Annotated in this window: 18 protein-coding genes; 5 read left to right on the top strand and 13 right to left on the bottom strand. The window is 64.8% G+C overall.

The window, feature by feature from the left end:
- Positions 1–74 precede the first annotated feature (74 nt).
- Positions 75–632 (top strand): molybdopterin-guanine dinucleotide biosynthesis protein B, encoded by a 558-nt coding sequence (gene mobB / locus AC1DT6_RS36010; protein ID WP_441637014.1) that lies wholly within the window; start codon positions 75–77, stop codon positions 630–632.
- Here mobB and AC1DT6_RS36005 read toward each other — a convergent pair.
- Positions 617–1,216, bottom strand: a complete 600-nt coding sequence (locus AC1DT6_RS36005) for a short chain dehydrogenase (protein ID WP_441637012.1) — start codon at positions 1,214–1,216, stop codon at positions 617–619. The genes mobB and AC1DT6_RS36005 overlap by 16 nt on opposite strands.
- Positions 1,217–1,352: 136 nt before the next feature.
- Between AC1DT6_RS36005 and AC1DT6_RS36000 the strand changes: the two genes are divergently transcribed.
- Positions 1,353–2,234 carry a LysR family transcriptional regulator gene (locus AC1DT6_RS36000; RefSeq protein ID WP_441637010.1) on the top strand — a complete coding sequence of 294 codons (882 nt, stop codon included), beginning with the start codon at positions 1,353–1,355 and terminating at the stop codon, positions 2,232–2,234.
- A gap of 27 nt (positions 2,235–2,261) precedes the next feature.
- Here the strand turns inward: AC1DT6_RS36000 and AC1DT6_RS35995 are convergent, their stop codons facing one another.
- The 4 genes from AC1DT6_RS35995 to AC1DT6_RS35980 form a co-directional block, all read right to left on the bottom strand.
- Positions 2,262–3,050, bottom strand: coding sequence for an endonuclease/exonuclease/phosphatase family protein (locus AC1DT6_RS35995; protein ID WP_441637008.1), 789 nt, complete (start codon positions 3,048–3,050; stop codon positions 2,262–2,264).
- The gene (gene nudB / locus AC1DT6_RS35990; RefSeq protein ID WP_441637006.1) at positions 3,047–3,520 is read right to left on the bottom strand and encodes a dihydroneopterin triphosphate diphosphatase; all 474 of its coding nucleotides are present in this window, start codon (positions 3,518–3,520) and stop codon (positions 3,047–3,049) included. Before nudB ends, AC1DT6_RS35995 begins: the two co-directional genes overlap by 4 nt.
- Before the next feature lie 169 nt (positions 3,521–3,689).
- On the bottom strand, positions 3,690–4,577 hold the full coding sequence (locus AC1DT6_RS35985; RefSeq protein ID WP_477115387.1) for a hypothetical protein: 888 nt from the start codon (positions 4,575–4,577) through the stop codon (positions 3,690–3,692).
- A gap of 185 nt (positions 4,578–4,762) precedes the next feature.
- Complete coding sequence (locus tag AC1DT6_RS35980) at positions 4,763–5,659, bottom strand: LysR family transcriptional regulator (protein ID WP_441637002.1); 897 nt, start codon at positions 5,657–5,659, stop codon at positions 4,763–4,765.
- Between the two features lie 129 nt (positions 5,660–5,788).
- On the opposite strand from AC1DT6_RS35980, the gene speB reads away from it, so the two are divergent.
- Both speB and AC1DT6_RS35970 read left to right on the top strand, forming a co-directional pair.
- The gene (gene speB, locus AC1DT6_RS35975) at positions 5,789–6,775 is read left to right on the top strand and encodes an agmatinase (protein ID WP_477115386.1); all 987 of its coding nucleotides are present in this window, start codon (positions 5,789–5,791) and stop codon (positions 6,773–6,775) included.
- A gap of 34 nt (positions 6,776–6,809) precedes the next feature.
- Positions 6,810–8,108 (top strand): MFS transporter, encoded by a 1,299-nt coding sequence (locus AC1DT6_RS35970; protein ID WP_441636998.1) that lies wholly within the window; start codon positions 6,810–6,812, stop codon positions 8,106–8,108.
- A 67-nt stretch (positions 8,109–8,175) separates the two neighbouring features.
- Here AC1DT6_RS35970 and aspS read toward each other — a convergent pair whose 3' ends face one another.
- The 5 genes from aspS to ltrA all read right to left on the bottom strand — a co-directional run bounded on the left by aspS (position 8,176) and on the right by ltrA (position 14,660).
- Complete coding sequence (gene aspS / locus AC1DT6_RS35965) at positions 8,176–9,978, bottom strand: aspartate--tRNA ligase (protein ID WP_441636996.1); 1,803 nt, start codon at positions 9,976–9,978, stop codon at positions 8,176–8,178.
- A gap of 43 nt (positions 9,979–10,021) precedes the next feature.
- Complete coding sequence (locus AC1DT6_RS35960; RefSeq protein ID WP_045237884.1) at positions 10,022–10,720, bottom strand: DUF502 domain-containing protein; 699 nt, start codon at positions 10,718–10,720, stop codon at positions 10,022–10,024.
- 14 nt (positions 10,721–10,734) lie between these two features.
- On the bottom strand, positions 10,735–11,091 hold the full coding sequence (locus AC1DT6_RS35955) for an FmdB family zinc ribbon protein (RefSeq protein WP_477115385.1): 357 nt from the start codon (positions 11,089–11,091) through the stop codon (positions 10,735–10,737).
- Positions 11,092–11,288: 197 nt separating this feature from the next.
- On the bottom strand, positions 11,289–12,725 hold the full coding sequence (locus AC1DT6_RS35950; protein WP_441637160.1) for a high affinity choline transporter 1: 1,437 nt from the start codon (positions 12,723–12,725) through the stop codon (positions 11,289–11,291).
- Positions 12,726–12,950: 225 nt separating this feature from the next.
- Positions 12,951–14,660: a group II intron reverse transcriptase/maturase gene (ltrA, locus tag AC1DT6_RS35945; RefSeq protein WP_441637158.1), complete on the bottom strand. Its 1,710-nt coding sequence runs from the start codon at positions 14,658–14,660 to the stop codon at positions 12,951–12,953.
- A 1,475-nt stretch (positions 14,661–16,135) separates the two neighbouring features.
- Here ltrA and AC1DT6_RS35940 point away from each other — a divergent pair.
- Complete coding sequence (locus AC1DT6_RS35940; protein WP_276289509.1) at positions 16,136–16,744, top strand: hypothetical protein; 609 nt, start codon at positions 16,136–16,138, stop codon at positions 16,742–16,744.
- Positions 16,745–16,760: 16 nt separating this feature from the next.
- On the opposite strand, the gene AC1DT6_RS35935 is transcribed toward AC1DT6_RS35940, so the two are convergent.
- The 3 genes from AC1DT6_RS35935 to AC1DT6_RS35925 form a co-directional block, all read right to left on the bottom strand.
- Positions 16,761–17,396, bottom strand: coding sequence for a methyltransferase domain-containing protein (locus tag AC1DT6_RS35935; protein WP_477115384.1), 636 nt, complete (start codon positions 17,394–17,396; stop codon positions 16,761–16,763).
- Positions 17,397–17,459: 63 nt separating this feature from the next.
- Entirely contained in the window at positions 17,460–19,037 is a 1,578-nt protein-coding gene (gene ubiB, locus AC1DT6_RS35930; protein WP_441637152.1) for a ubiquinone biosynthesis regulatory protein kinase UbiB, read from the bottom strand.
- Between the two features lie 73 nt (positions 19,038–19,110).
- On the bottom strand, positions 19,111–19,797 hold the full coding sequence (locus AC1DT6_RS35925) for a ubiquinone biosynthesis accessory factor UbiJ (protein WP_477115383.1): 687 nt from the start codon (positions 19,795–19,797) through the stop codon (positions 19,111–19,113).
- Positions 19,798–20,387: the final 590 nt, after the last annotated feature.

Below are 20,387 nucleotides of genomic sequence, written 5' to 3'. Positions count from 1 at the left end.
ACGGCGCACTGTTCCGGCCTTTCCGGCCGTTCTCTGCTATCGTCGGCGCTTTATCCCCTCACCGCCCCGACATCGTGAAGGTTTTCGGCATCTCCGGTTCGTCCGGCAGCGGCAAGACCACGCTGCTGGATCAGTTGATCCCGCGTTTCGTCGCAGCCGGGCTGCGCGTGGCCGGCGTCAAGCACACCCACCACGGCTTCGACCCCGACACCCCTGGCAAGGATTCCTGGCGCATGCGCCAGGCCGGATGCGCCAATGTCGTGCTGGTGGGCGCGCGCCACCTGACGCTGATGCGCCACTACCCCGAGTCCGAAGCCTCGCCCGAACTGGCCGACGCGCTTGCCGTGCTGCCAGCCGGCACCGACCTGGTGCTGGTGGAAGGCTACAAGCACAGCGATTTCCCCAAGCTGGAAGTGTTCCGGCCGGACCTTGGCAGGCCGTCGCTATGGCCGCAGGTGCGGAGCATTGTGGCCATAGCCAGCGACAAACCGGAGGCGGTGGCCATGCTCACCGCCCTGCCCGTGCTGGACCTGTCCGACCTCGATGCCATCTGCCAACTGATCCAGGATGGCGCGCTCGAACTCACGCCAGCCCTGGCCGCCACCCTGGCGCAGCCTCACCAGACGCGATAGACGTGGCCGCTGCGCGGCCCCTCGATGCTGCGCTGGTAGGCCAATGCGACACGCGCCGCCGGCACCGCCTCGAAACCGGGGAAGACATCGCCATAGGCGGACCATGACTCCTGCACCACGGTCGGGCTGACCACGTTGATGCGCAGGCCACGCTCCAGTTCAGGCGCCGCGCTGCGCACGAACCCTTCCAGCGCGGCATTGACGCTGCCGGCATTGGCGCCCATGCGGATCGGCTCGCTGCCGACGATCCCGCTGGTGAGCGTGATCGAGCCGCCATCGTTCAGGAAGTGCTGGCCAACCAGCGCCAGGCGCACCTGCCCGAGCAACTTGTCTTGCAGCCCGATCGCGAAATCCTCGGCGCGCATCTGCGCGAGCGGGCCAAAAAACAGGCTCCCGGTGGTGGCGACGATGGCATCTACCCGGCCGGTCGATTCGAACAAGGCCTGCACCGACCCGGGCTGCGTCAGGTCGACCCGATGATCGCCACCCGACTTGCCGACGCGCACCACTTCATGGCGCGCCGACAGGTTCTGGACCACCGCCTGGCCAAGGGTGCCGCTGGCCCCGATCACGATAATTTTCATCCCACTCTCCGGTCGTCCATTAGCCCAAGGTGCGGGGGATTCCTTCCCTCCGCTTCAAAAACCGATTATGAAAGTGGGCCAGGCACGGATAAATGGGATACGATTTTGCGGATACCTAACTTTTAATTAGTAATCCGTGGACAAGCTACGCAGCATGGAAGTCTTCGCCGCCGCCGCCGAAGCCGGCAGCTTCAGTGCCTGCGCCGATGCGCTGGGCCTGTCGGCGGTGATGGTGGGCAAGCATGTGGGCCAGCTCGAACGCCATCTGGGCGTGCGCCTGCTGCAACGCAGCACGCGGCGCCAGAGCCTGACCGAAGCCGGGCGCCTGTTCCTGGAGGAATGCCGGCTGATACTGGAGCGTGTGCGCAACGCGGAAACCGTTGCGGAACGCCTGCACAGCCAGCCGCGCGGGCGCTTGCGCGTCACCGCCCCGGTGACGCTGGGAGAGACGGCGGTCGCCGAGGCAGTATCGGCGTTCCTCCTGAACTATCCGGAAGTCACGGTGGAACTGGTGCTTGACGACGCCTTTACCGACCTGATTGCCGACGGTTTCGATGCTGCTGTCCGCATCGGCGCGCTGGCCAGTTCGGACCACCTGGTCGCGCGCCCCTTGCGGCCCTACCGCATGGCGATCTGCGCGGCGCCTGCCTACCTGGCGCAGGCGGGCCATCCCCGTTCCCTGTCAGACCTGGCCGGACATCGCTGCCTGAACCACCTGTTGTGGCCACAAGGCATGGGCTGGCCGGCATTCGAGGGCGGTCCCGGGCGGATGGCGGCGGCGCCGCTCGCTGCCAATAACGGCCAGGCGTTGCGGCGCGCCGCGCTGTCCGGCTGCGGCATCGTCATGCAGCCTGAAGTACTGCTGGCGGCCGACATCGCCGCAGGCCTGCTGGTACCGCTTCTGGAAGACGCCACGCCAGCGCCGAGGCCTGTGCACCTGCTTTATCCGCGCGACCCGCGGCCTTTGCCCAAGCAGGCGCGCTTCATCGAAATCATGCTGGAAAAAATGGGGGCCTGAAGACAACCCGCGCGCCGGCGCGGGGCTTCACGAAGAGATGCCGGCCTTGGCCTTGTGGGCAACCGGCCGCTCCGGGACGGAAATGCGGGCAAGCTCGGCCATCAACGGCACGTGGTCAGAGCGCTGGGCCCATTCGCGGCCGGTCAGCGCGCTGGCGTGCTCGATCTCGAATCCGCGCACATAGATGCGGTCGAGTTGCCACCAAGGCATGTGGCTGGGAAAAGTGTGCAGCCGTGCACCGCCCGCATGGGAAACTTCCGTCGCCCCCAGCGTGGTGCAGATCAGGTTGTCGAGGCGGTGGTTCCAGTCGTTGAAATCGCCGGCGATCACCAGCGGCGCTTCGGCCGGCACCACGTCGCACACGCGCTTGACCAGCGCCTCCGCCTGGCGCGCGCGGCTGCGGGCGAACAGCCCGAAATGCACGCAGATCAGATGGGCCTCGACGCCGTTCATATCCGCCACCGCATGCAGCAGGCCGCGCTGCTCGAAGCGATGGTCGGAGATGTCGAGGTTTTCCGACATCAGGATCGGATGGCGCGACAGGATGGCATTGCCGTGGTGCCCGTGGTCGTACACCGCATTGCGCCCATACACCGAGTGCGGGTAGGCATCGGTGGCCAGGTAGTTGAGCTGCGTATAGTCCGGGTCGAACAAGGCGGCCGCCACCAGGCGGTCATTGCGGTCCTGCACTTCCTGCAGGAAGACGATGTCGGCATTGACCACATGCAGGCCGTCGCGCACGTTATGGATGCGCGACTTGCCCTTGATGCCGGTCACGCCCTTGTGAATGTTGTAGGTAACGACGCGCAGTCTCATGAGGCCGCTCCACAGGCCGCGCGCTGTCCCTGCACGCGCCAGCCCAGTTGCAGCACCGCCTCCGCATTGCTGCTCGAGAAGCAGAGCGCGGCGGCCTCGCGCCACGGCAGCCACTGATATTGCAGGTGCTCGCGTGGTGCCAGCGTCACCGGCACCGGCTGCGCCACGCGCAGGCCGAACCAGTGCTCGGTGTTGCGCGTCACGCCGGCGGCGTAACGGTGGCGCCACTGGGGATAGATCTCGTAGTCGATGGTGTGCTGCCAGTCGTCCAGTTGATGCTCGGCGGCGATGATGCCGGTTTCCTCCGCCACTTCGCGGGCGGCCGTCACGGCCAGCGGCTCGTCGGGCGCGTCCAGGCTGCCGGTGACGGACTGCCAGTAACCCGGCCGGTCGGCGCGCTCGATCAACAGCACTTGCAGGTCCGGCGTGTGGACCACGACCAGGACGGATTCAGGGATTTTGTAGGACATGGGGATAAGACAAACGGCGTCCCCAAGCTTACCGCAGATGCACCCGGCCGCCATGGGAAACATGGTCGCCGGAACGGTCTCACGGGCTGGATGCATGATGGGAGGGGACGGATCAGGCGCGGCTGGAACCTGGCAACGCTTCCCGTGGCTTCCGGCGCCCGGACGACACTCAAGCAGCGTGGACGCTGGACTGGACCGGCGCCTCGCGCAGCCAGGTCTCGAAGACGCCGGGAGAGTCGCCGTGGCCCCATGCGGCGCGTAGTTGCTGCATCAGCGGCGTGAGCGCCTGGGTGTACTCGCGCGAAGCCGCGTGCGCATGCGCGGCAAGGCGTTCGGCGCATTCCCGCAGTTGCGCCTGCAATTGCAAGCGTTCCTGCGCTATCTCCTTTTCGCGCACGCCGAGCGCGTTGTACTTCTGGATCAGGAAGCGCTGGTAGTCGCCCGCGTCCACGCCCTGGGCCGCTTGCGCGTTGACCTGCTCGAAGCGCATCACGATGCTGCCGGTTTCCTGCTCGATATGGGTGGCCTCCGCCGCCAGCGCCTGTAATCCGTCCTGCAGGCGTAGTGCCTCGCGGCGCTCGTCGCGCAGGTGCGCCGCGTGCTCGTCGAAGGTACGCTGCGCCAGCAGGTAAGCCTGTACCACCGGCTGGGGCGCTACGACAAGCAGCGGATCCGCGCCGCCGGCGCGGCTGCCCTGAACCAGGGCGTCGTCGGCCAGGCGCAGGTTGCCCAGGTCTTCCAGCCAGCGTCCGCGCGCCATGACCGTTCCCACCGTATCCAGCGCCACCCGGCGCAGGGCTTCGGCGCGCTGCATCTCCACCGGTTCCGGCATTGGCACGGCACCGCCGCCGGTCTGCGCCGCATGCGCGATATCCGGCACGCAGGCCGCCACCGTGGTCGCCACGGACTCCGACATGGCCACCGCCGAGCGGCGCRCCGCGCGCCGCAATTCGAAACGCGCCAGCAGCATCATCGCCAGCCCGGCGACAAGCCAGGTGACGATGGTCTCGGCATGGGCCAGCAAAAACTGGCGAATCAGTTCTACATCCAGGTGCACGGCAAATTCCTCCCGCGCGGCCGGTGCGCCTTCGAAATGGGCTTGCGGCTTGGCGCTATAAAGGGAGAAGACTGGACAGGAGGGGGCTTCGTTCCGCGATGTAACAATTGGAAACCAGGCACGGGGTGCCGAATGGCCGGCGCGCGCGGAAGAGGATCACCAGACCCCACAGGAGCAGCCGCGCGTCAGGCGTGCGCCGCCTTCATGTCGGCGATGAAGGCGTCCAGCAAATCGCTCCCGTGCGGCTTGCGGCGCACCACCATGTCGAACGGTACCTCATAGCGCATCGCGTCCGGCGCGAGCGGGGCCAACTGGCCCTGCAGCACGTAGGGGGCCGCGAAATGTGCCGGCAAATAGCCCAGGTGCCGGCCGGACAGCACCAGCATCGCCACTGCCTCCATGTTGTCCGCCATCGCCGTCACCAGCCGGTCTGCCGGCGAGCCCGCGGCCTCCGGCAGCGGATAGCTGCGCCAGGCCCACGCATGGCCGAGCGTGACCGCCGGGTCGATGCGCCCGGCCTCGGCAAAAAGCGGATGGCCGCGTCCGGCATAGGCAAGCTGGGTCTCGTGAAAGATGGTGGTGTAGTCCAGCGCGGGCACGCGATGCCAGAAGTAGCCGATACCCATGTGGATCTTGCCGTCCAGCAGCAATCCTTCCAGTTCCCCCGGCGAACGCACCGACACCGAGAAGTGCACGGATTCGTCGCGTTGGCGGAAGCACTCGATTGCCTGGCTGATGCGCGCATTGGCGCTCACCGGCGTATGCCCGATCAAGCCCAGGTTGAGCGTGCCCACCAGCGTGCGCCCCACCTTGCGCGCTTCTGCGCCAAAGACATCCAGCGCCGTCAGCAGCTTGCGCCCGGATTCGACGAATTGCCGGCCGCGCGGAGTCAGCCGGAAACCGCTGCGCCCGCGTTCACACAGCCGGTAGCCCAGCCGTGTTTCCAGCGTTGAAAGCTGCGTGCTGATGGTGGACTGGCTGACGTTGAGCGTCGCCTGCGCGGGTGTGATGCCGTTGGCGTCCACTACCGCCAGGAAAACGCGGATCAGGCGCAGGTCAAGATCGGAGGGTTGTCCCAGCATGGTTGGTACATCGATCCGGATCAATGTTTGGTTCAGAAGTTTCGCATTCTACGCGTCGAAACAATCAGCAAGAATTCAGATCCCTCCACCATGACATGCCACCGGGCGCGGCATGATGAATCGATCGCCATGAATGCAAAGCTGCTACGCAACCCGGCCGGCGCTGCCGAACCCTTCCAGCCGATGTCCGGCAACGCCATGCCGCGCTTTGGCGGCATCGCCACCATGATGCGGCTGCCCGCCGCCGGCAGCACCGCCGGGCTGGATGCCTGCTTTGTCGGCGTGCCGTTCGACCTGGGCACGTCCAACCGCAACGGCGCGCGGCTGGGGCCCCGCCAGATCCGGGCCGAATCCGTGCTGCTGCGCCCCTACAACATGGCCACGCGCGCCGCCCCGTTCGATTCGCTGCGCGTGGCCGATATCGGCGACGTGGCGACCAATCCATACAACCTGCACGATTCCATCGCGCGCATCGAGGCGGCGTACCGCGACATCATCGCCACGGGGTGCCGCCCGGTCGGGCTGGGCGGCGACCACACCGTCACGCTGCCGATCCTGCGCGCCATGCACGCCAGGTATGGCCGCGTCGGACTGATCCATGTCGATGCGCATGCCGATGTGAACGACACCATGTTCGGCGAGAAGATCGCGCACGGCACGCCGTTCCGCCGCGCGGTGGAGGAAGGGCTGCTCGATTGCGGCCGTGTGGTGCAGATCGGCCTGCGCGGCACCGGCTATGCCGCCGAGGATTTCGACTGGTGCCGCCAGCAGGGATTTCAGGTGGTTACTGCCGAAGCATGCTGGCACCGCTCGCTGGCACCGCTGATGGAGGAAGTCGGCGCGCGCCTGCGGGGCGGCCCGGTCTACATCACTTTCGATATCGACGGCATCGACCCTGCCTACGCTCCCGGCACCGGCACGCCGGAGATTGGCGGACTGACGGTGCCACAGGCGTTGGAGATCGTGCGTGGCGCGCGCGGGCTGGATATCGTCGGCGCCGACCTGGTCGAGGTATCGCCGCCCTATGACCCGTTTGGCACCACGGCGCTGCTCGGGGCCAATCTGGCGTTCGAACTGCTGTGCGTGCTGCCCGGCGTCGAATACCGCGACGCCTGATGCCTTCGCCAAAGCCATAAACAGGAGACCCACCATGCAGACCAAGCAGCCTGCCCCCCAACCGCGCCGCGCGGCCCTGGCATCGTTCGTCGGCACCACCATCGAGTGGTACGATTTCTACAGTTACGCCACGGCCGCGGCGCTGGTTTTCGGACCGCTGTTCTTTCCCGGCGAGAGCCGCCTGCTGAGCCTGCTGGCCTCGTTCGGCTCGTTCGCCATCGGCTTTCTGGCGCGGCCCGTTGGTGGCGTTCTGTTCGGGCGCATCGGCGATCGCCTTGGGCGCAAGCGCGCGCTCATGGGCACGCTGTCCTTGATGGCCATCGCCACGGTACTGATCGGCTGCCTGCCGACCTATGCGCAGGCCGGATGGATCGCGCCCGTGGCGCTGGTGGCGTTGCGCGTACTGCAGGGCATCGCGGTCGGCGGCGAGTGGGGCGGCGCGGTGTTGCTGGCAGGCGAGCACGCGCCGGCCGGCCGGCGCACCTTCTTCGCCTCGTTCGCGCAACTTGGCAGCGCGGGCGGGCTGATCCTGTCGATGCTGGCCTTCAGCGCCATCAGCCGGCTCGATCACGACGCCCTCATGCAATGGGGCTGGCGCCTGCCCTTCCTGGCCAGCGCGGTGCTGCTGGCGGTTGGCTTCGCGATCCGGCTGTCGGTCAACGAATCGCCGGAATTCGAGGCGATGCAGGCCACCGGCGACGTGGCCAGCCAGCCGCTGGCCGAAGCGCTACGCGCGTGGCCGCTGATCGTGCTGGCGATCGGCGCCAACGTGTACGGCATCGCCGGGGTCTACTTCAGCAACATCTTCATGATCTCTTATGCCACGCAGTACCTTGCGCTGGACCGGGAGATGATTCTCGACTGCATGTTCTGGGTGGCGGTGCTGCAGTTCTTCGTGCAACTGGGCGCGGCGCATCTAGCCGACCGCTTCGGCACCCGGCGCGTGCTGGCCGTCGTTGCGGCATGCGCCATCGCCGTGCCGTTCGTCATGCTGCCCCTGGTTCGCACTGGCCAGCCGCACACGGTGTTCCTGGGCATCGCCATCGCCACGTTGTGTGAATCGGGCTACTACGCCGTCATTGCCGGCTTTGTCACCGGCATGTTCGCCGCGCGCATCCGCTACACCGCCATCTCGCTGTCGTACCAGGTGTGCGGCGCCTTCGCCGGCGGCCTGACTCCGCTGCTGGCGACACTGCTGGCGGACAGGTTCTTTCCGCAGTGGTGGCCGATGGCGGTCTTCTATGCGGGATTTGCGGCACTATCGCTGATTTGCGTGATGCTGGCAGGGCGAGCGCGAGAGGCCAGCTTGCCCGCGACCGCGACGAGCATCTGATACGCCCGGAAAAACAAGAAGGGCCGCGCTTGCGCGCGGCCCTTCCTCAGGCAGTCGAAACCCCGGCTCAGGCCGTCTTCGGCTCCGCGGCACGCAAGCGGATATGCAGCTCCCGCAGCTGCTTCTCGTCGACCGCGCTCGGCGCTTGCGTCAGCAAGTCTTGGGCGCGCTGGGTCTTGGGGAAGGCGATCACGTCGCGGATCGAATCGGCGCCGGCCATCATGGTGACGATGCGGTCCAGGCCGAAGGCCAGGCCGCCGTGCGGGGGCGCGCCGTATTGCAGCGCGTCCAGCAGGTAGCCGAACTTGGCGCGTGCTTCTTCCTCGCCGATCTTCAGGGCGCGGAACACCTTGCTCTGCACGTCCTCGCGGAAGATCCGCACCGAGCCACCGCCCATTTCCCAGCCGTTCAGGACCATGTCGTAGGCCTTGGCGATGCATTTGCCCGGATCGGTTTCCAGGTATTGCAGGTGCTCGTCCTTGGGGCTGGTGAACGGGTGGTGCATGGCGACCCAGCGGGCGTCTTCCTCGTCGTACTCGAACATCGGGAAGTCGATCACCCACAGCGGCTTCCACACGTCCTCGAACAGGCCGTGGGTCTTGCCGAACTCGGAGTGGCCGATCTTCAGGCGCAGGCCGCCGATGGCGTCGTTGACGACCTTGGCCTTGTCCGCGCCGAAGAAGATGATGTCGCCGTCCTTGGCGCCGGTGCGCTTCAGGATCTCGGCGATGGCCGCGTCATGCAGGTTCTTGACGATCGGCGATTGCAGGCCGTCGCGGCCCTTGGCCACTTCGTTGACCTTGATCCAGGCCAGGCCCTTGGCGCCGTAGATGGCGACGAACTGGGTGTAAGCATCGATCTCGCTGCGCGAGATGGCGGCGCCGCCCGGCACGCACAGGCCGACCACGCGGCCGTTCTCGCTGTTGGCGGGGCCGGAGAACACCTTGAAATCGACGTCCTTCATGGCGTCGGTCAGTTCGGTAAATTCGAGCTTGACGCGCAGGTCAGGCTTGTCCGAACCGAAACGGGCCATGGCCTCGCGGAATTCCATCACCGGGAAGCTGGCGTCCAGGTCGACGTCGATGGCGTTCTTGAACACCGTGCGCATCATGTCCTCGAACAGGTCGCGGATCTCCTGCTCGTTCAGGAACGAGGTCTCGCAGTCGATCTGCGTGAACTCGGGCTGGCGGTCGGCACGCAGGTCCTCGTCGCGGAAGCACTTGGTGATCTGGTAGTAGCGGTCGAAGCCCGACACCATCAGCATCTGCTTGAAGATCTGCGGCGACTGCGGCAGCGCGAAGAAGTGGCCCGGGTTGGTCCGCGAGGGCACCAGGTAGTCGCGCGCGCCTTCGGGCGTGCTCTTGCCCAGCATCGGCGTCTCGATGTCGATAAAGCCTTGCGCGTCCAGGTACTTGCGCACTTCCATGGCCACCTTGTAGCGCAGGCGCAGGTTGTACTGCATCTGCGGGCGGCGCAGGTCGAGCACGCGGTGGGTCAGGCGGGTGGTCTCGGACAGGTTGTCGTCGTCGAGCTGGAACGGGGGCGTGACCGACGGGTTGAGCACGGTCAGCTCATGGCACAGCACCTCGATCTTGCCGGAGGTCAGGTTGGCGTTCTCGGTGCCTTCCGGACGTGCACGGACCTTGCCGGTGACGCGGATGCAGAACTCGTTGCGAATCTCTTCGGCGGCCTTGAACATCTCTGGGCGATCGGGATCGCATACCACCTGCACCAGGCCTTCGCGGTCGCGCAGGTCAATGAAGATCACGCCGCCGTGATCGCGGCGGCGCTGCACCCAGCCGGTCAGGGCCACTTCCTGGCCCGTCAGTTGTTCGGTCACGAGACCGCAGTAGTGAGTACGCATGGACATAGGAGAATTCCAGGAATAACGCGGCCGCCGATGCGGCCGGCGATCAATTTGAATGMGAAGAGTCGGCGGACTCGGCGAGGGCTTCGGCATCCGCCTCGCCAGCGCGCACCGGGCCGCTCTTGCGCGGCAGCTCGGTCGGCGCCACCACGCCCATCGAGACGATGTACTTCAGCGCGGCGTCGACGGTCATGTCGAGTTCGATGGTATCGGCCTTGGGCATCATCAGGAAGAAGCCCGAGGTCGGATTGGGCGTGGTCGGCACGTAGACGCTGACATATTCGCCCTGCAGGTGATTCTGCACATCGCCGCCGGGCCGCCCGGTCAGGAAGGCGATGGTCCACGAGCCTTCACGCGGATACTGCACCAGCAAGGCCTTGCGAAAGGCATTGCCGGACGAGGACAGCAGCGTGTCGGATACCTGCTTGACGCTGGTGTAGATCGGCCCCACCACCGGGATATGGCGCAACAGCGCTTCCCACCAGCGCACCAGCCGCTGGCCGATGAAGTTGTGGGCCAGCAGCCCCACCAGCAGGATGAACACGACCGTCAGGATCGCGCCCAGGCCCAGGATGCGCCGGCCGAACAGCTTGTCGGGCTGCCAGGCTTCCGGCAGCAGCGCCAGGCTCTGGTCCATGGTGCCGATGACGAGATTCAGCACCCAGAGCGTGATGCCCAGCGGCACCAGCACCAGCAGCCCGGTCAGGAACCAGGTCTTGAGGGCGGACGTTTTCTTCGCTGCCACGGTGCGTTCTGCCTTCAATGGCAAGCGCAGGCGCTGCCGCAACCGCCGGCGGCGCTTGCGGTGGCCGTGCTGGTGGAGCCGGACGCGTCGCCGGAGGAAGGCGCAGCCGCGGCAGCGCTGCCGCTATCGGCCGCGCCGGCGGCGGCCGGGGCAGCACCGGCGGGAGCCGCGGCGGTGCCGCCGCTGCCGCCACGGAAGTCGGTGACGTACCAGCCCGAACCCTTGAGCTGGAAGCCCGCGGCGGTCAGTTGTTTCTTGAACGTGCCCGTTGCGCCGCAGGATGTGCAGTCAGTGAGCGGCGCATCGCTCATTTTCTGCAGCACATCGCGCCCGTGGCCGCAGGCGTCGCAACGATAGGCATAGATCGGCATAAGTGGCACTCCGCGAGGATTCTGGAACGGAAAATGGGGGGACCGCGCAGTCGCGCCGACGGGGAAGTTGCCGCTCCCGTGCGCCACCTTGCGGTGCAAAGCCTTGAATTATAAACCGTTCTGAGAACAGCGGGCCGGCTGAAAAAGGGCCAGAAATGCCGCCAGAGGCACGCGCACCACGCGCGGCGCCGCATCGGTCAGGCCAGATGCACTTCCTCGACGCGCGGATGGTCGCCGATCCACTGCGGCAGCAGCGAACCGAAGACCATGCCGCCGATGGAGAACAGCAAACCGACCATCTGCGGCGGCACCGCCGCGTCGGCGAAGGCGATCTCGCAGCACAGCCAGGAAGTCAGGCCCAGGAGGATGGCGGCCAGCCCGCCCTGGCGGGTGGCCGGTTTCCAGAACATGCCGAAGGCCAGTGGCACGAACGACGATACCAATGTGACTTTGTAGGCATTCTCCACCATATGGAAGATGGAAAGATGCGAGTTCAGCGCGAACAGCGTCACCAGCACCGCGAACACCAGCACCACCGCCTGCATCACGCGCAGGAAACGGCGGTCGTCGAGATGGCGGAAATACGGCCGCAGGATGTTCTCGGCGAAGGTAACGGACGGCGCCAGCAGCGTCGCCGAAGCGCAGCTCTTGATGGCGGACAACAGCGCGCCGAAGAACATCACCTGGGCGAACATGGGCGCGTGCGTCAGGATCAGCTTGGGCAGGATCAGTTGCGAATCGGTGTTGATGTACTTCTGCACCATCTCCGGATCGATCATGGTGGCCGAATAGGCCAGGAACATCGGGATAAAGGCAAAGCAGAAATACAGCACGCCGCCCAGCACCGAGGCGCGTCCGGCAATCTTCTCGGTGCGCGACGAGGTCACGCGCTGGAACACGTCCTGCTGCGGGATCGACCCCAGCATCATGGTGAACAGCGCCGCCGCGAAACCGATGATCTGTATCAGGTCCAGCGAGGGCAGGAACTCGAACTTGCCGGCCGCCGCCGCGTGCGACACCACCGCCGCCACGCCGCCGGCCTGGCCGCTGACCTCGTAGCCGATATACAACATGCCGATCACGATGATGATCATCTGGAGGAAGTCGGTCACCGCCACCGCCCACATGCCGCCAAACAGCGTGTAGACCAGCACGCTGGCGGCGCCGATCATCATGCCGGTTTCCTGCGACAGGGTGCCGTCCGAGACGGTGAAGAACACCAGGCCAAGCGCCTTGATCTGCGCGGCGACCCAGCCCAGGTAGGACATCACGATGCACAGCGTGGTCAGCACCTCGGCCAGCCGCCCGTAGCGGTTGTGGTAGTAATCGCCAATGGTGAGCAGATTCATCCGGTATAGCGGACGCGCGAAGAACAAGCCGACCAGGATCAGGCAGAGCGAAGAACCGAAGGGATCGGACACCACCCCGGACAGGCCTTCCTTGAGAAAGACCGCGGGGATGCCCAGCACCGTCTCAGAGCCGAACCACGTGGCGAACACGGTGGCGGTGACGATATAGAACGGCAGGCTGCGGCCGGCCACCGCGAAGTCGGTGGCGTTGCGTACGCGCAGCGCGGCCCACAGGCCGATGCCGACAGAGATTACCCAGTAGATGATGACGAACCAGATCAGCATGCTGCTGCCTATCCCAAAAATGCCCTTGCGGCGAAAAACCGGTTGCCGGTGAGCGGGATGTGTTCCCCTGCCCTGCCCGGAGTCCAATTCATCGGTCGGGGCCGCATGGGTGGCTGATCTAGCCTGCGGTCGTAGCCGAATGTAGGGTAGGGACAAGGTCATTACTGACCCCGTCCCCCCCTAAGAACCGTACGTGCGAGTTTCCCCGCATACGGCTCAAGCCGCTCAAAGTACGTTAATTTGTACCGGTTTCGCAACGGGCCGACCGTGATGATGAACTTGAATATGACAGTTTGGATGCAGCAGCACTCGATTCCCTAGAGCATCAGAGCCGCCGTGTACACGGTACTCGATGTGATGGTCTTCCCACCCGGTCTCCTTGGTAATCTTGCACTGGCACACCGCACACAAGCCCCGCTGGGACATGTACAACTTAACCCACTGCTTTCGGTGCGACATGTTATGCAACATGCGTACCTGCCGCAAGCTCTCGCCGTACCTCTCCTGCGCCGGATCGAAAGGATGGTAGTCCCCTCGAACTTTCTTGTGACGTCGGATGGGCGTACCTTCAAGCGAATAAAGCGCCATCCAGTCCACTTCACCCCCCGCGTTTGTTACCGTGGTTCCGAACACCCAATTTCGACCGCCGACCGTCGTGAAATATTTCTTCCGCACCCAGTCAGTGTTCTTCTTCGGATGTCGCCGTTTTGCCCACCGCCATATAGCCCGAAATAAATCGTGCTCCAATCTGGTGAACGTCGCCTTTGCCACCACCGGGCTGTGATACTGCGCCCAGCCCCGTAGCATGGGGTTCAGCATTCGGATCAACACCTCCTGCTTAACGCCCTTGTGACGGCCGATGACCTCCTTCACCGCGCGATAGAACGTTTGCACATTCTTCTTGCTTGGCTTGATAAGCAGCTTTCCCGAATACTTCCGGAAATTCCACCCTAGAAAGTCGAAGCCTTCGGCTATGTTGCTGATCCGCGTTTTCTCCATGGACAGTGCCAGCCCTCGTACTGCTAGGAACTGTTCGACCCACGGCTTCACCTCGCTCTCTAGCATCTCCGGCGTGCTGCCGGTGATCACGAAGTCGTCCGCATACCGCACTACATTGACCTTCAGCTTCTTGAATCGGGTAACCCCCAACTTTGCGGTGAGATGCTGAGTTAGTTGTCGTTCCAATCCGTTCAGCGCCACGTTTGCCAACGTGGGGGAAATGATGCCTCCCTGTGGCGTTCCAGCTTCGGTCGCCTGAAACTGGCCTTGAAATACCACGCCAGCCTTCAACCACTTCCGCAGGATTGCCTTGTCCATAGGGACATGGCGCACCAACCAGTCATGGCTGATATGGTCAAAGCAGCCCTTGATATCCGCTTCCAGCACCCATTGAGCCGAGGCTCTCTGGGATAGTGAGACGAATAGCTGAGACATGGCATCCGCGGTAGAACGATTGATCCGGAACCCGTAAGAGTTCGGATCGCTCATTCCTTCGGACACCGGTTCCAGCGCCAGCAGGTATAACGCCTGCATGGCTCTGTCCAACATGGTCGGTATGCCCAGAGGGCGTTCCTTCCCGTTGGCCTTTGGAATAAAGACCCGCCTTAACGGCAGCGGTCGATACCCCCGACGCTTCAACTGCCCGATGGCTGCCCACCGGGTCTCAGGCTTGTCCCACAGCACGCGATCCACGCCTGCCGTTTTCCTGCCACGGTTTTCCGTCACTCGTTTTACCGCCGATGCTTTGGCGGACCACGAGCGGGTCAGGGATCGTTGCAGGGCTTTCACCCGGCGCCAGTCCCCTTCCTGCGTTGCCTTCGCAATTCGAATCTGCATTTCCCGGACGTTCCGTTCCACCCGGCGCCAATCGATGGCACCCCAGCTTTGCGGTACGCCGGAGGGCGCAGATTCATCCTCACGGATCAATGCTTCCATGCTGTCCTCCGAATCTTGAGACTCTTCCCCAAAATCGAGCGACAACATGCCCCTTGAGGGACACATTGCCCCTCAAGGGAAGAAAATTGAACATCAAGCGAGATCTGTCAGCCGTCCTGCGACGATTGACCAGTTGGAAGTCTGCCCGCTTTCGCGTGGGATGATATTTCAACCCCTATCCGAGCCATTACAGCCCGGCATTCGCTTTTTCCAACCTCCCATACCCGCACAGCCGACAGCGTTCCTTGCGGTTCGCCTGCCTGAGCCTTACTGCGCTCGGGCAGCCATACGGGCTTACCACGTTCCCTGCACGTTACAAGACCGGGTTAGGGTCTGCCTATTCGCCGGTGGTCCAGAAGCGACGTGTCCCGAGTTTTGAGCGGGACAACCGACCACACACCATTTTGGTTAGTGCCTATCAGCAGCTTTGGCACCGCAATCCTTACGACGTTTATCAGCAGTTCACTTACATTACCCATACCAGCCAGCCTAGCTCCTCGACCCGTTGCTACTCGGAATCTCTACCGGTCCGCCTCACGGCGAACTGGCACCCTTGCGGGGGCTACATTGTCAGGAGAGCTTCACACCCCACCGTTACCAGTGACGCATGTCTCCCTAGGCTACTGCTAGTCGCATAGCAGGTTCTATATCGGAACACCCTTGCGGATGAGTCCGACCGAACCATAACGTGCAGAGCTTTCGCTCTACATCCGGGACCTCTCAACTCAATATGACCCCCGTAGGGGCATACTTGACCGACGTGAACTCCCAAAGGCGTTCCCATCCGTCCCAAAGAACGTAGCGCCGGTCAATCTGACCGGTACAAAAGCTATGTGGCGCTCCCCGACATGAGTCGATGGAACGCCCAGCCCCTCTTTCGAGTGGCTGTTTACAGAGAACTCGCCCAAAGGCGAGCGTCCCCGCCTTTGGGCGATATGGCTGGAGGATATCCAGCAATAGCAAGTACTACACACTCGACAGGCGTTAGCGAGCCAAGCGTTCAACACATTGGACTCCCCTGGCTTTACCGGCCAGGTTCGTCAAAGCAAGAGATAGGTTGGGTTTCAAGGCTCAGGCCCAAGCCGTTACCCTGTCCCAACAAGGTCGATGCCCCTTACGTTAGGGCGCTACTTCTTTTCCCGGACACGAGAGTGCGTGTCGCACCAAAACGCGGATTATAGCGATGCAGACCGTGCCGGGCGAAGAAAAATCCCCGCCATGCGGAAATTGCCGGCATCAATGCAGCGCACGCGCCACAGGTGACAAGACCGCCTCCCGCCTCCGGTCGGGACCATCGGCCGCGGCGCCCCGCCATGGTGCGGAAGGGGCCGCATAACGGGCGGTTACACGGATTACAAAGCTTGCGTCAGCGCGTCTCGCCCGCCGCGCATTAGAGCGGAACGGCAGCAGAAATCGGGCAACCAGCCCACGAGCCGCGCTGCCGCCCACGTCCCCGAAAGGAAAAGGAGAACACCATGCCGAACCGCCAAACCCTGATGCTCAAGACCCTGATGATTGCCGCCGGCCTGCTCGGCGCCGGTCTGGCCAGCGCCCAGACCGCGGCGGTCGCGCAGGATGTGCAGCGCAACGTCAACCAGGAGCAGCGTATCGAGAATGGCCTGCAATCCGGCAGCCTGAGCACGCGCGAGGCGGCCAGCCTGCAAAAGCAGACCGCGCGGGTCGATCGCATGGAAGCGCATGCCCTTGCCAACGGCTCAGTCTCGCCGCGCGAGCAGGCGTCGATCCAGCGTGCCGAGAACAATGTGAGCCGCGATATCTCGCGCGACACGCATAACGGCATCAGCGGCAACCCCGCCAGCCTGTCATCGCAGCGCATGCAGGCCGATGTGCAACGCAATATCAATCAGGAGCAACGCATCCAGAACGGCGTGGCCAACGGCTCGCTGACCAACCGCGAAGCCGGCAAGCTCGAACGCGGCCAGGCCCACGTCGACCGGCGCGAAGCGCGTGCCGGCGCCAATGGCCACGTGGGCGCGGCCGAACAACGCGGCATCCAGCGCGCCGAAAACCGCGACAGCCGGGCGATCTACCACGACAAGCACAACGGCCGCGTGCGCGGCTAAGGGGAAAAACCGGCGCCTAGGCCCGGCGGCGCCAGACCTGCCAATGCTCGCGGCCGGCGAACACCGGCAGCGAGCCGGTGGCGGCACGCGCCTCCACCAGCTCGAATGCCGGCGCAAGCAGCGCGCGCAGTTCCGCCTCGGGCATCGCGAAGGGCGGCCCGCCGCGCGTTTCATCCAGGAAGAAGTAGCCGGCCAGCAGGCCGCCTGGCGGCAGCAACTCCGCCACGCGCCGGCCATAGGCAGCCCGCATGGCTGGCGGCAAGGCGCACAGGAAGGCACGTTCGTAGATGAGCTGGCAGGCCGGCTTGGGCGTGAACGCAAAGAAATCCGCCTCGTGCACGATAGCCCCGGCAGGCCCCAGCGCGCGCCGCGCGCTCGCCACTGCCTCCGGCGAGAAATCGATGGCGGCCACCGGCCACCCTCGCGCATGGAGCCAGCCGGCTTCCCAGCCATTGCCACAGCCAGGGACCAGCGTCGGGCACGGCGCCATCGCGCTGGCGAAGGCCTCGAAATCGGCCGGCACGCCGCCCAGGTCCCATGGCATGAACCCTTTCTCGAAGCGCTCGTCCCAGAAGGCCGGATCGGCCGCGTTGCGGGTGGCGAAGGCTGGCGTAGCGCCGGGCTTGCCGGCGGTGTTATCGGATTTGGTCAAGCGCGCCTCGACTGTCTCTATATTCAATTGCCTTTGTTCATGCTAGCTGTGCCGCTGCAGGCGCTACCAATAGCCAACCCAGGCCAGCAATTCGGTCAGCACCACGCCAGCGACAAAGCCTCCCACCAACAGCAACGCCGTGCCGACCAGGCGGTTGGTGCGGCGCTGCTCTGTGATCAGGGCGGTCAGCAGCCGCTCTTGCTGGCTGTTGTCGACCAGCGCGCGGCGCTCCAGGAACTGATGCGCCAGGCGCGGGAAGTCGGGCAGCATCTTGGCCCATTGCGGCGCCTCCACCTGGATCCGCTCCCAGGCGCCCTTCCAGCCCACCTGCTCGTGCATCCACTTCTCGAGAAAGGGCTTGGCGGTCTTCCACAGGTCCAGGTCGGGATCCAACTGGCGGCCCAGCCCTTCGATGTTCAGCAAGGTCTTCTGCAACAGCACCAGCTGCGGCTGGATCTCGACATTGAAGCGGCGCGAGGTCTGGAACAGGCGCATCAGCACCATGCCCAGCGAGATCTCCTTGAGCGGCTTGTCGAAATAGGGCTCGCAGCAAGCGCGCACTGCGCTTTCCAGCTCCTCCACCCGCGTGTTCGGCGGCACCCAGCCCGATTCCACGTGCAGCAGGGCCACGCGATGGTAGTCGCGCCGGAAGAAGGCGATGAAATTCTGCGCCAGGTAATTCTTGTCGAACTCGGAAAGCGCGCCGACGATGCCGAAGTCCAGCGCGATATAGCGGCCGAAACTCTGCGGCGCCACCGACACCAGGATGTTGCCAGGGTGCATGTCGGCATGGAAGAAGCCGTCGCGGAACACCTGGGTGAAGAAGATCTCCACCCCCTCCTCGGCCAGCAGGTGCATGTCGACGCCGGCCGCCTTGAGCGATTCGGTGCGCGAGATGGGGATGCCGTGCATGCGCTCCATCACGAACACCTCGCTGCTGCAGAAGTCCCAGAACACCTCGGGCACGAGCAGCAGCTTGGTATCGGCGAAATTGCGGCGCAGCTGGCTGGCATTGGCCGCCTCGATCATCAGGTCGAGTTCGTCGTGCAGGTATTTGTCGAACTCGGCAACCACCTCGCGTGGCTTGAGGCGCTTCCCGTCGGCCCAGAAACGCTCCAGCCAGGCCGCGAGGTCGCGCATCAACGCCAGGTCGCTGTCGATGACCGGAAGCATGCCGGGGCGCAGGACTTTCACCGCCACTTCGCGCCCCTCGCTGGGACCGCCCTTCAAGGTGGCGAAATGCACCTGGGCGATCGAGGCGCTGGCCACCGGCTTGTGGTCGAAGCTCTCGAACAGCATGGACAGCGGCCGGCCCAGCGAGCGCTCGATGATCTTGACCGCCACCACCGAATCGAACGGCGGCACCTGGTCCTGCAGCTTGGCAAGTTCGTCGGCAATGTCCGCCGGCATCAGGTCGCGCCGGGTGGAAAGCACCTGGCCGAACTTGACGAAAATCGGGCCCAGGCGTGTGAGCGCCAGCCGCAGCCGCTCGCCGCGCGGCATGTCGAGCTTGCGGCCGATGGTGATGACGCGCACCAGGAAGCGGATGCGGCGGCTCTTGAAACCCGACAGTACGAGCTCGTCGAGGCCGTAGTAGAGGATGACGAAAACGATCTTGCAAAGGCGCAGGAAGCGGGTCATGCAGGTTCTTCAGTATTGGGGGCGGTGCGGATTGGCCAGTGTCGGCTGGCGGATGATCAGTTGCAATCGGCGATCAGCGGTGAGCGGAAGGCAGCGTGCCGGAACCGCCTGCCGAGCCCCGCCCGGACCGGCTGCGCTGCTCGAGCTTCTCCAGCCGCTTTTCCAGCCGGGCCAGATCGTCGCGCAGCGCGCTCACGCCGGCGCCGAACTCGTCCAGCGCGACGTGCCGCACCAGGGTTGGCTGCTCGTCGAGCAGGTATTCGGTCACATTGTCCACCAGCGTGCGGCCCAGCCGCGTGACTTGCGCATGGACTTGCTGCGCGCCGTCCACCATCCGTTGCGCCACGCTGTCGCTGACCGGGCCGCCCAGCAGGCCGCGCAACGCGCGCGACAGGTCCTCGGCCGCGTCCCAGCGCAGGCTGCGCGCCAGCGCGGATACCGCGTTGGCCAACTCGGCATCGCCCTCGATGCGCACGTGCTTCATCGCGGCTGCCTGGCCGCCGCCCGCCACGTCCGACGCCACCAGCGGCCATTGCTGCAAGGGCACGGTTAGCGTGACTGCCGGGATCTCATCGGCTTGCGCCAGTTCCGTCAGGCCCTGCGCCGTCACCTTCAATGCGAGCGTGAACGCGGCGGCGTCGAAGCGGATGACGCGGCCCGCGAAGGGCTGGAGCATGGAGGTGGCCCAGGGTTCCTGCTCCAGGAGGWGGTTCAGGGCGGTGATGGGCGGCGTGGCCAGAGGGGTTGGGAGGGTGGTCATGGTTGGGTGGGGGTTGGGGGCGGGCCTTTCAGGAGGTGTTGGTGGTTGATCGGGTCTAGTGTCAAAGTCAACTGCTTAACTGCTTAACTGCTTAACTGCAAAGGCTTAAAGTCAAAGGCGGTTTCACCCCCCTGCGGGGGGCGACCTACTTTCTTGTCTTGCCAAGAAAGTAGGCAAAGAAGGCGCGCCGGATGGGGCGACACCCCCTCGGGATCCCCATACGGCCTGGTACACCTTGACGGCTCGCTTCGCATCGCGGGACGGTGTGGCCCGCCCCTGGGGGCGCTCCACACGGCTACCAATCGTTACTTGACGGACCCGCCCTTGCAAACGCCCTCCCTCTCCCCCGGCCCCTCTCCCGCAAGCGGGAGAGGGGAGCAAACCCATGGCCGACTCAAACCTTCAGGTTGTAGCCGTGTTTACCRMCCGAGGGGCGGCAAACACAGTCCCGCSATGCGAAGCGAGCCGTCAAGGTTTACCTTGCCGTATGGGGCGCCTCGTCGGCAGGCAAAAAGAGCGGAAAAGAGGGGGCCATGTTTGAGTATCGCCTTAAGGCGATGCGAGTTTGGCCCCCGGCCGCTCTTTTTGCC

The sequence above is a fragment of the Cupriavidus sp. 01L45 genome, from assembly GCF_056399885.1.
The sequence above is the reverse complement of the archived record's forward strand: the minus strand, read 5'-3'. Positions and strand labels throughout refer to the sequence as shown.

What these genes read in the sequence shown, in the direction of transcription:
- ltrA (WP_441637158.1), bottom strand. Translation starts at nt 14,660, where the DNA reads ATGGAAGCATTGATCCGTGAGGATGAATCTGCGCCCTCCGGCGTACCG.
- AC1DT6_RS35940 (WP_276289509.1), top strand. Translation starts at nt 16,136, where the DNA reads ATGCCGAACCGCCAAACCCTGATGCTCAAGACCCTGATGATTGCCGCC.
- speB (WP_477115386.1), top strand. Translation starts at nt 5,789, where the DNA reads ATGAATGCAAAGCTGCTACGCAACCCGGCCGGCGCTGCCGAACCCTTC.
- AC1DT6_RS35970 (WP_441636998.1), top strand. Translation starts at nt 6,810, where the DNA reads ATGCAGACCAAGCAGCCTGCCCCCCAACCGCGCCGCGCGGCCCTGGCA.
- nudB (WP_441637006.1), bottom strand. Translation starts at nt 3,520, where the DNA reads ATGTCCTACAAAATCCCTGAATCCGTCCTGGTCGTGGTCCACACGCCG.
- AC1DT6_RS35995 (WP_441637008.1), bottom strand. Translation starts at nt 3,050, where the DNA reads ATGAGACTGCGCGTCGTTACCTACAACATTCACAAGGGCGTGACCGGC.
- AC1DT6_RS36005 (WP_441637012.1), bottom strand. Translation starts at nt 1,216, where the DNA reads ATGAAAATTATCGTGATCGGGGCCAGCGGCACCCTTGGCCAGGCGGTG.
- ubiB (WP_441637152.1), bottom strand. Translation starts at nt 19,037, where the DNA reads ATGACCCGCTTCCTGCGCCTTTGCAAGATCGTTTTCGTCATCCTCTAC.
- AC1DT6_RS35950 (WP_441637160.1), bottom strand. Translation starts at nt 12,725, where the DNA reads ATGCTGATCTGGTTCGTCATCATCTACTGGGTAATCTCTGTCGGCATC.
- aspS (WP_441636996.1), bottom strand. Translation starts at nt 9,978, where the DNA reads ATGTCCATGCGTACTCACTACTGCGGTCTCGTGACCGAACAACTGACG.
- AC1DT6_RS35955 (WP_477115385.1), bottom strand. Translation starts at nt 11,091, where the DNA reads ATGCCGATCTATGCCTATCGTTGCGACGCCTGCGGCCACGGGCGCGAT.
- AC1DT6_RS35980 (WP_441637002.1), bottom strand. Translation starts at nt 5,659, where the DNA reads ATGCTGGGACAACCCTCCGATCTTGACCTGCGCCTGATCCGCGTTTTC.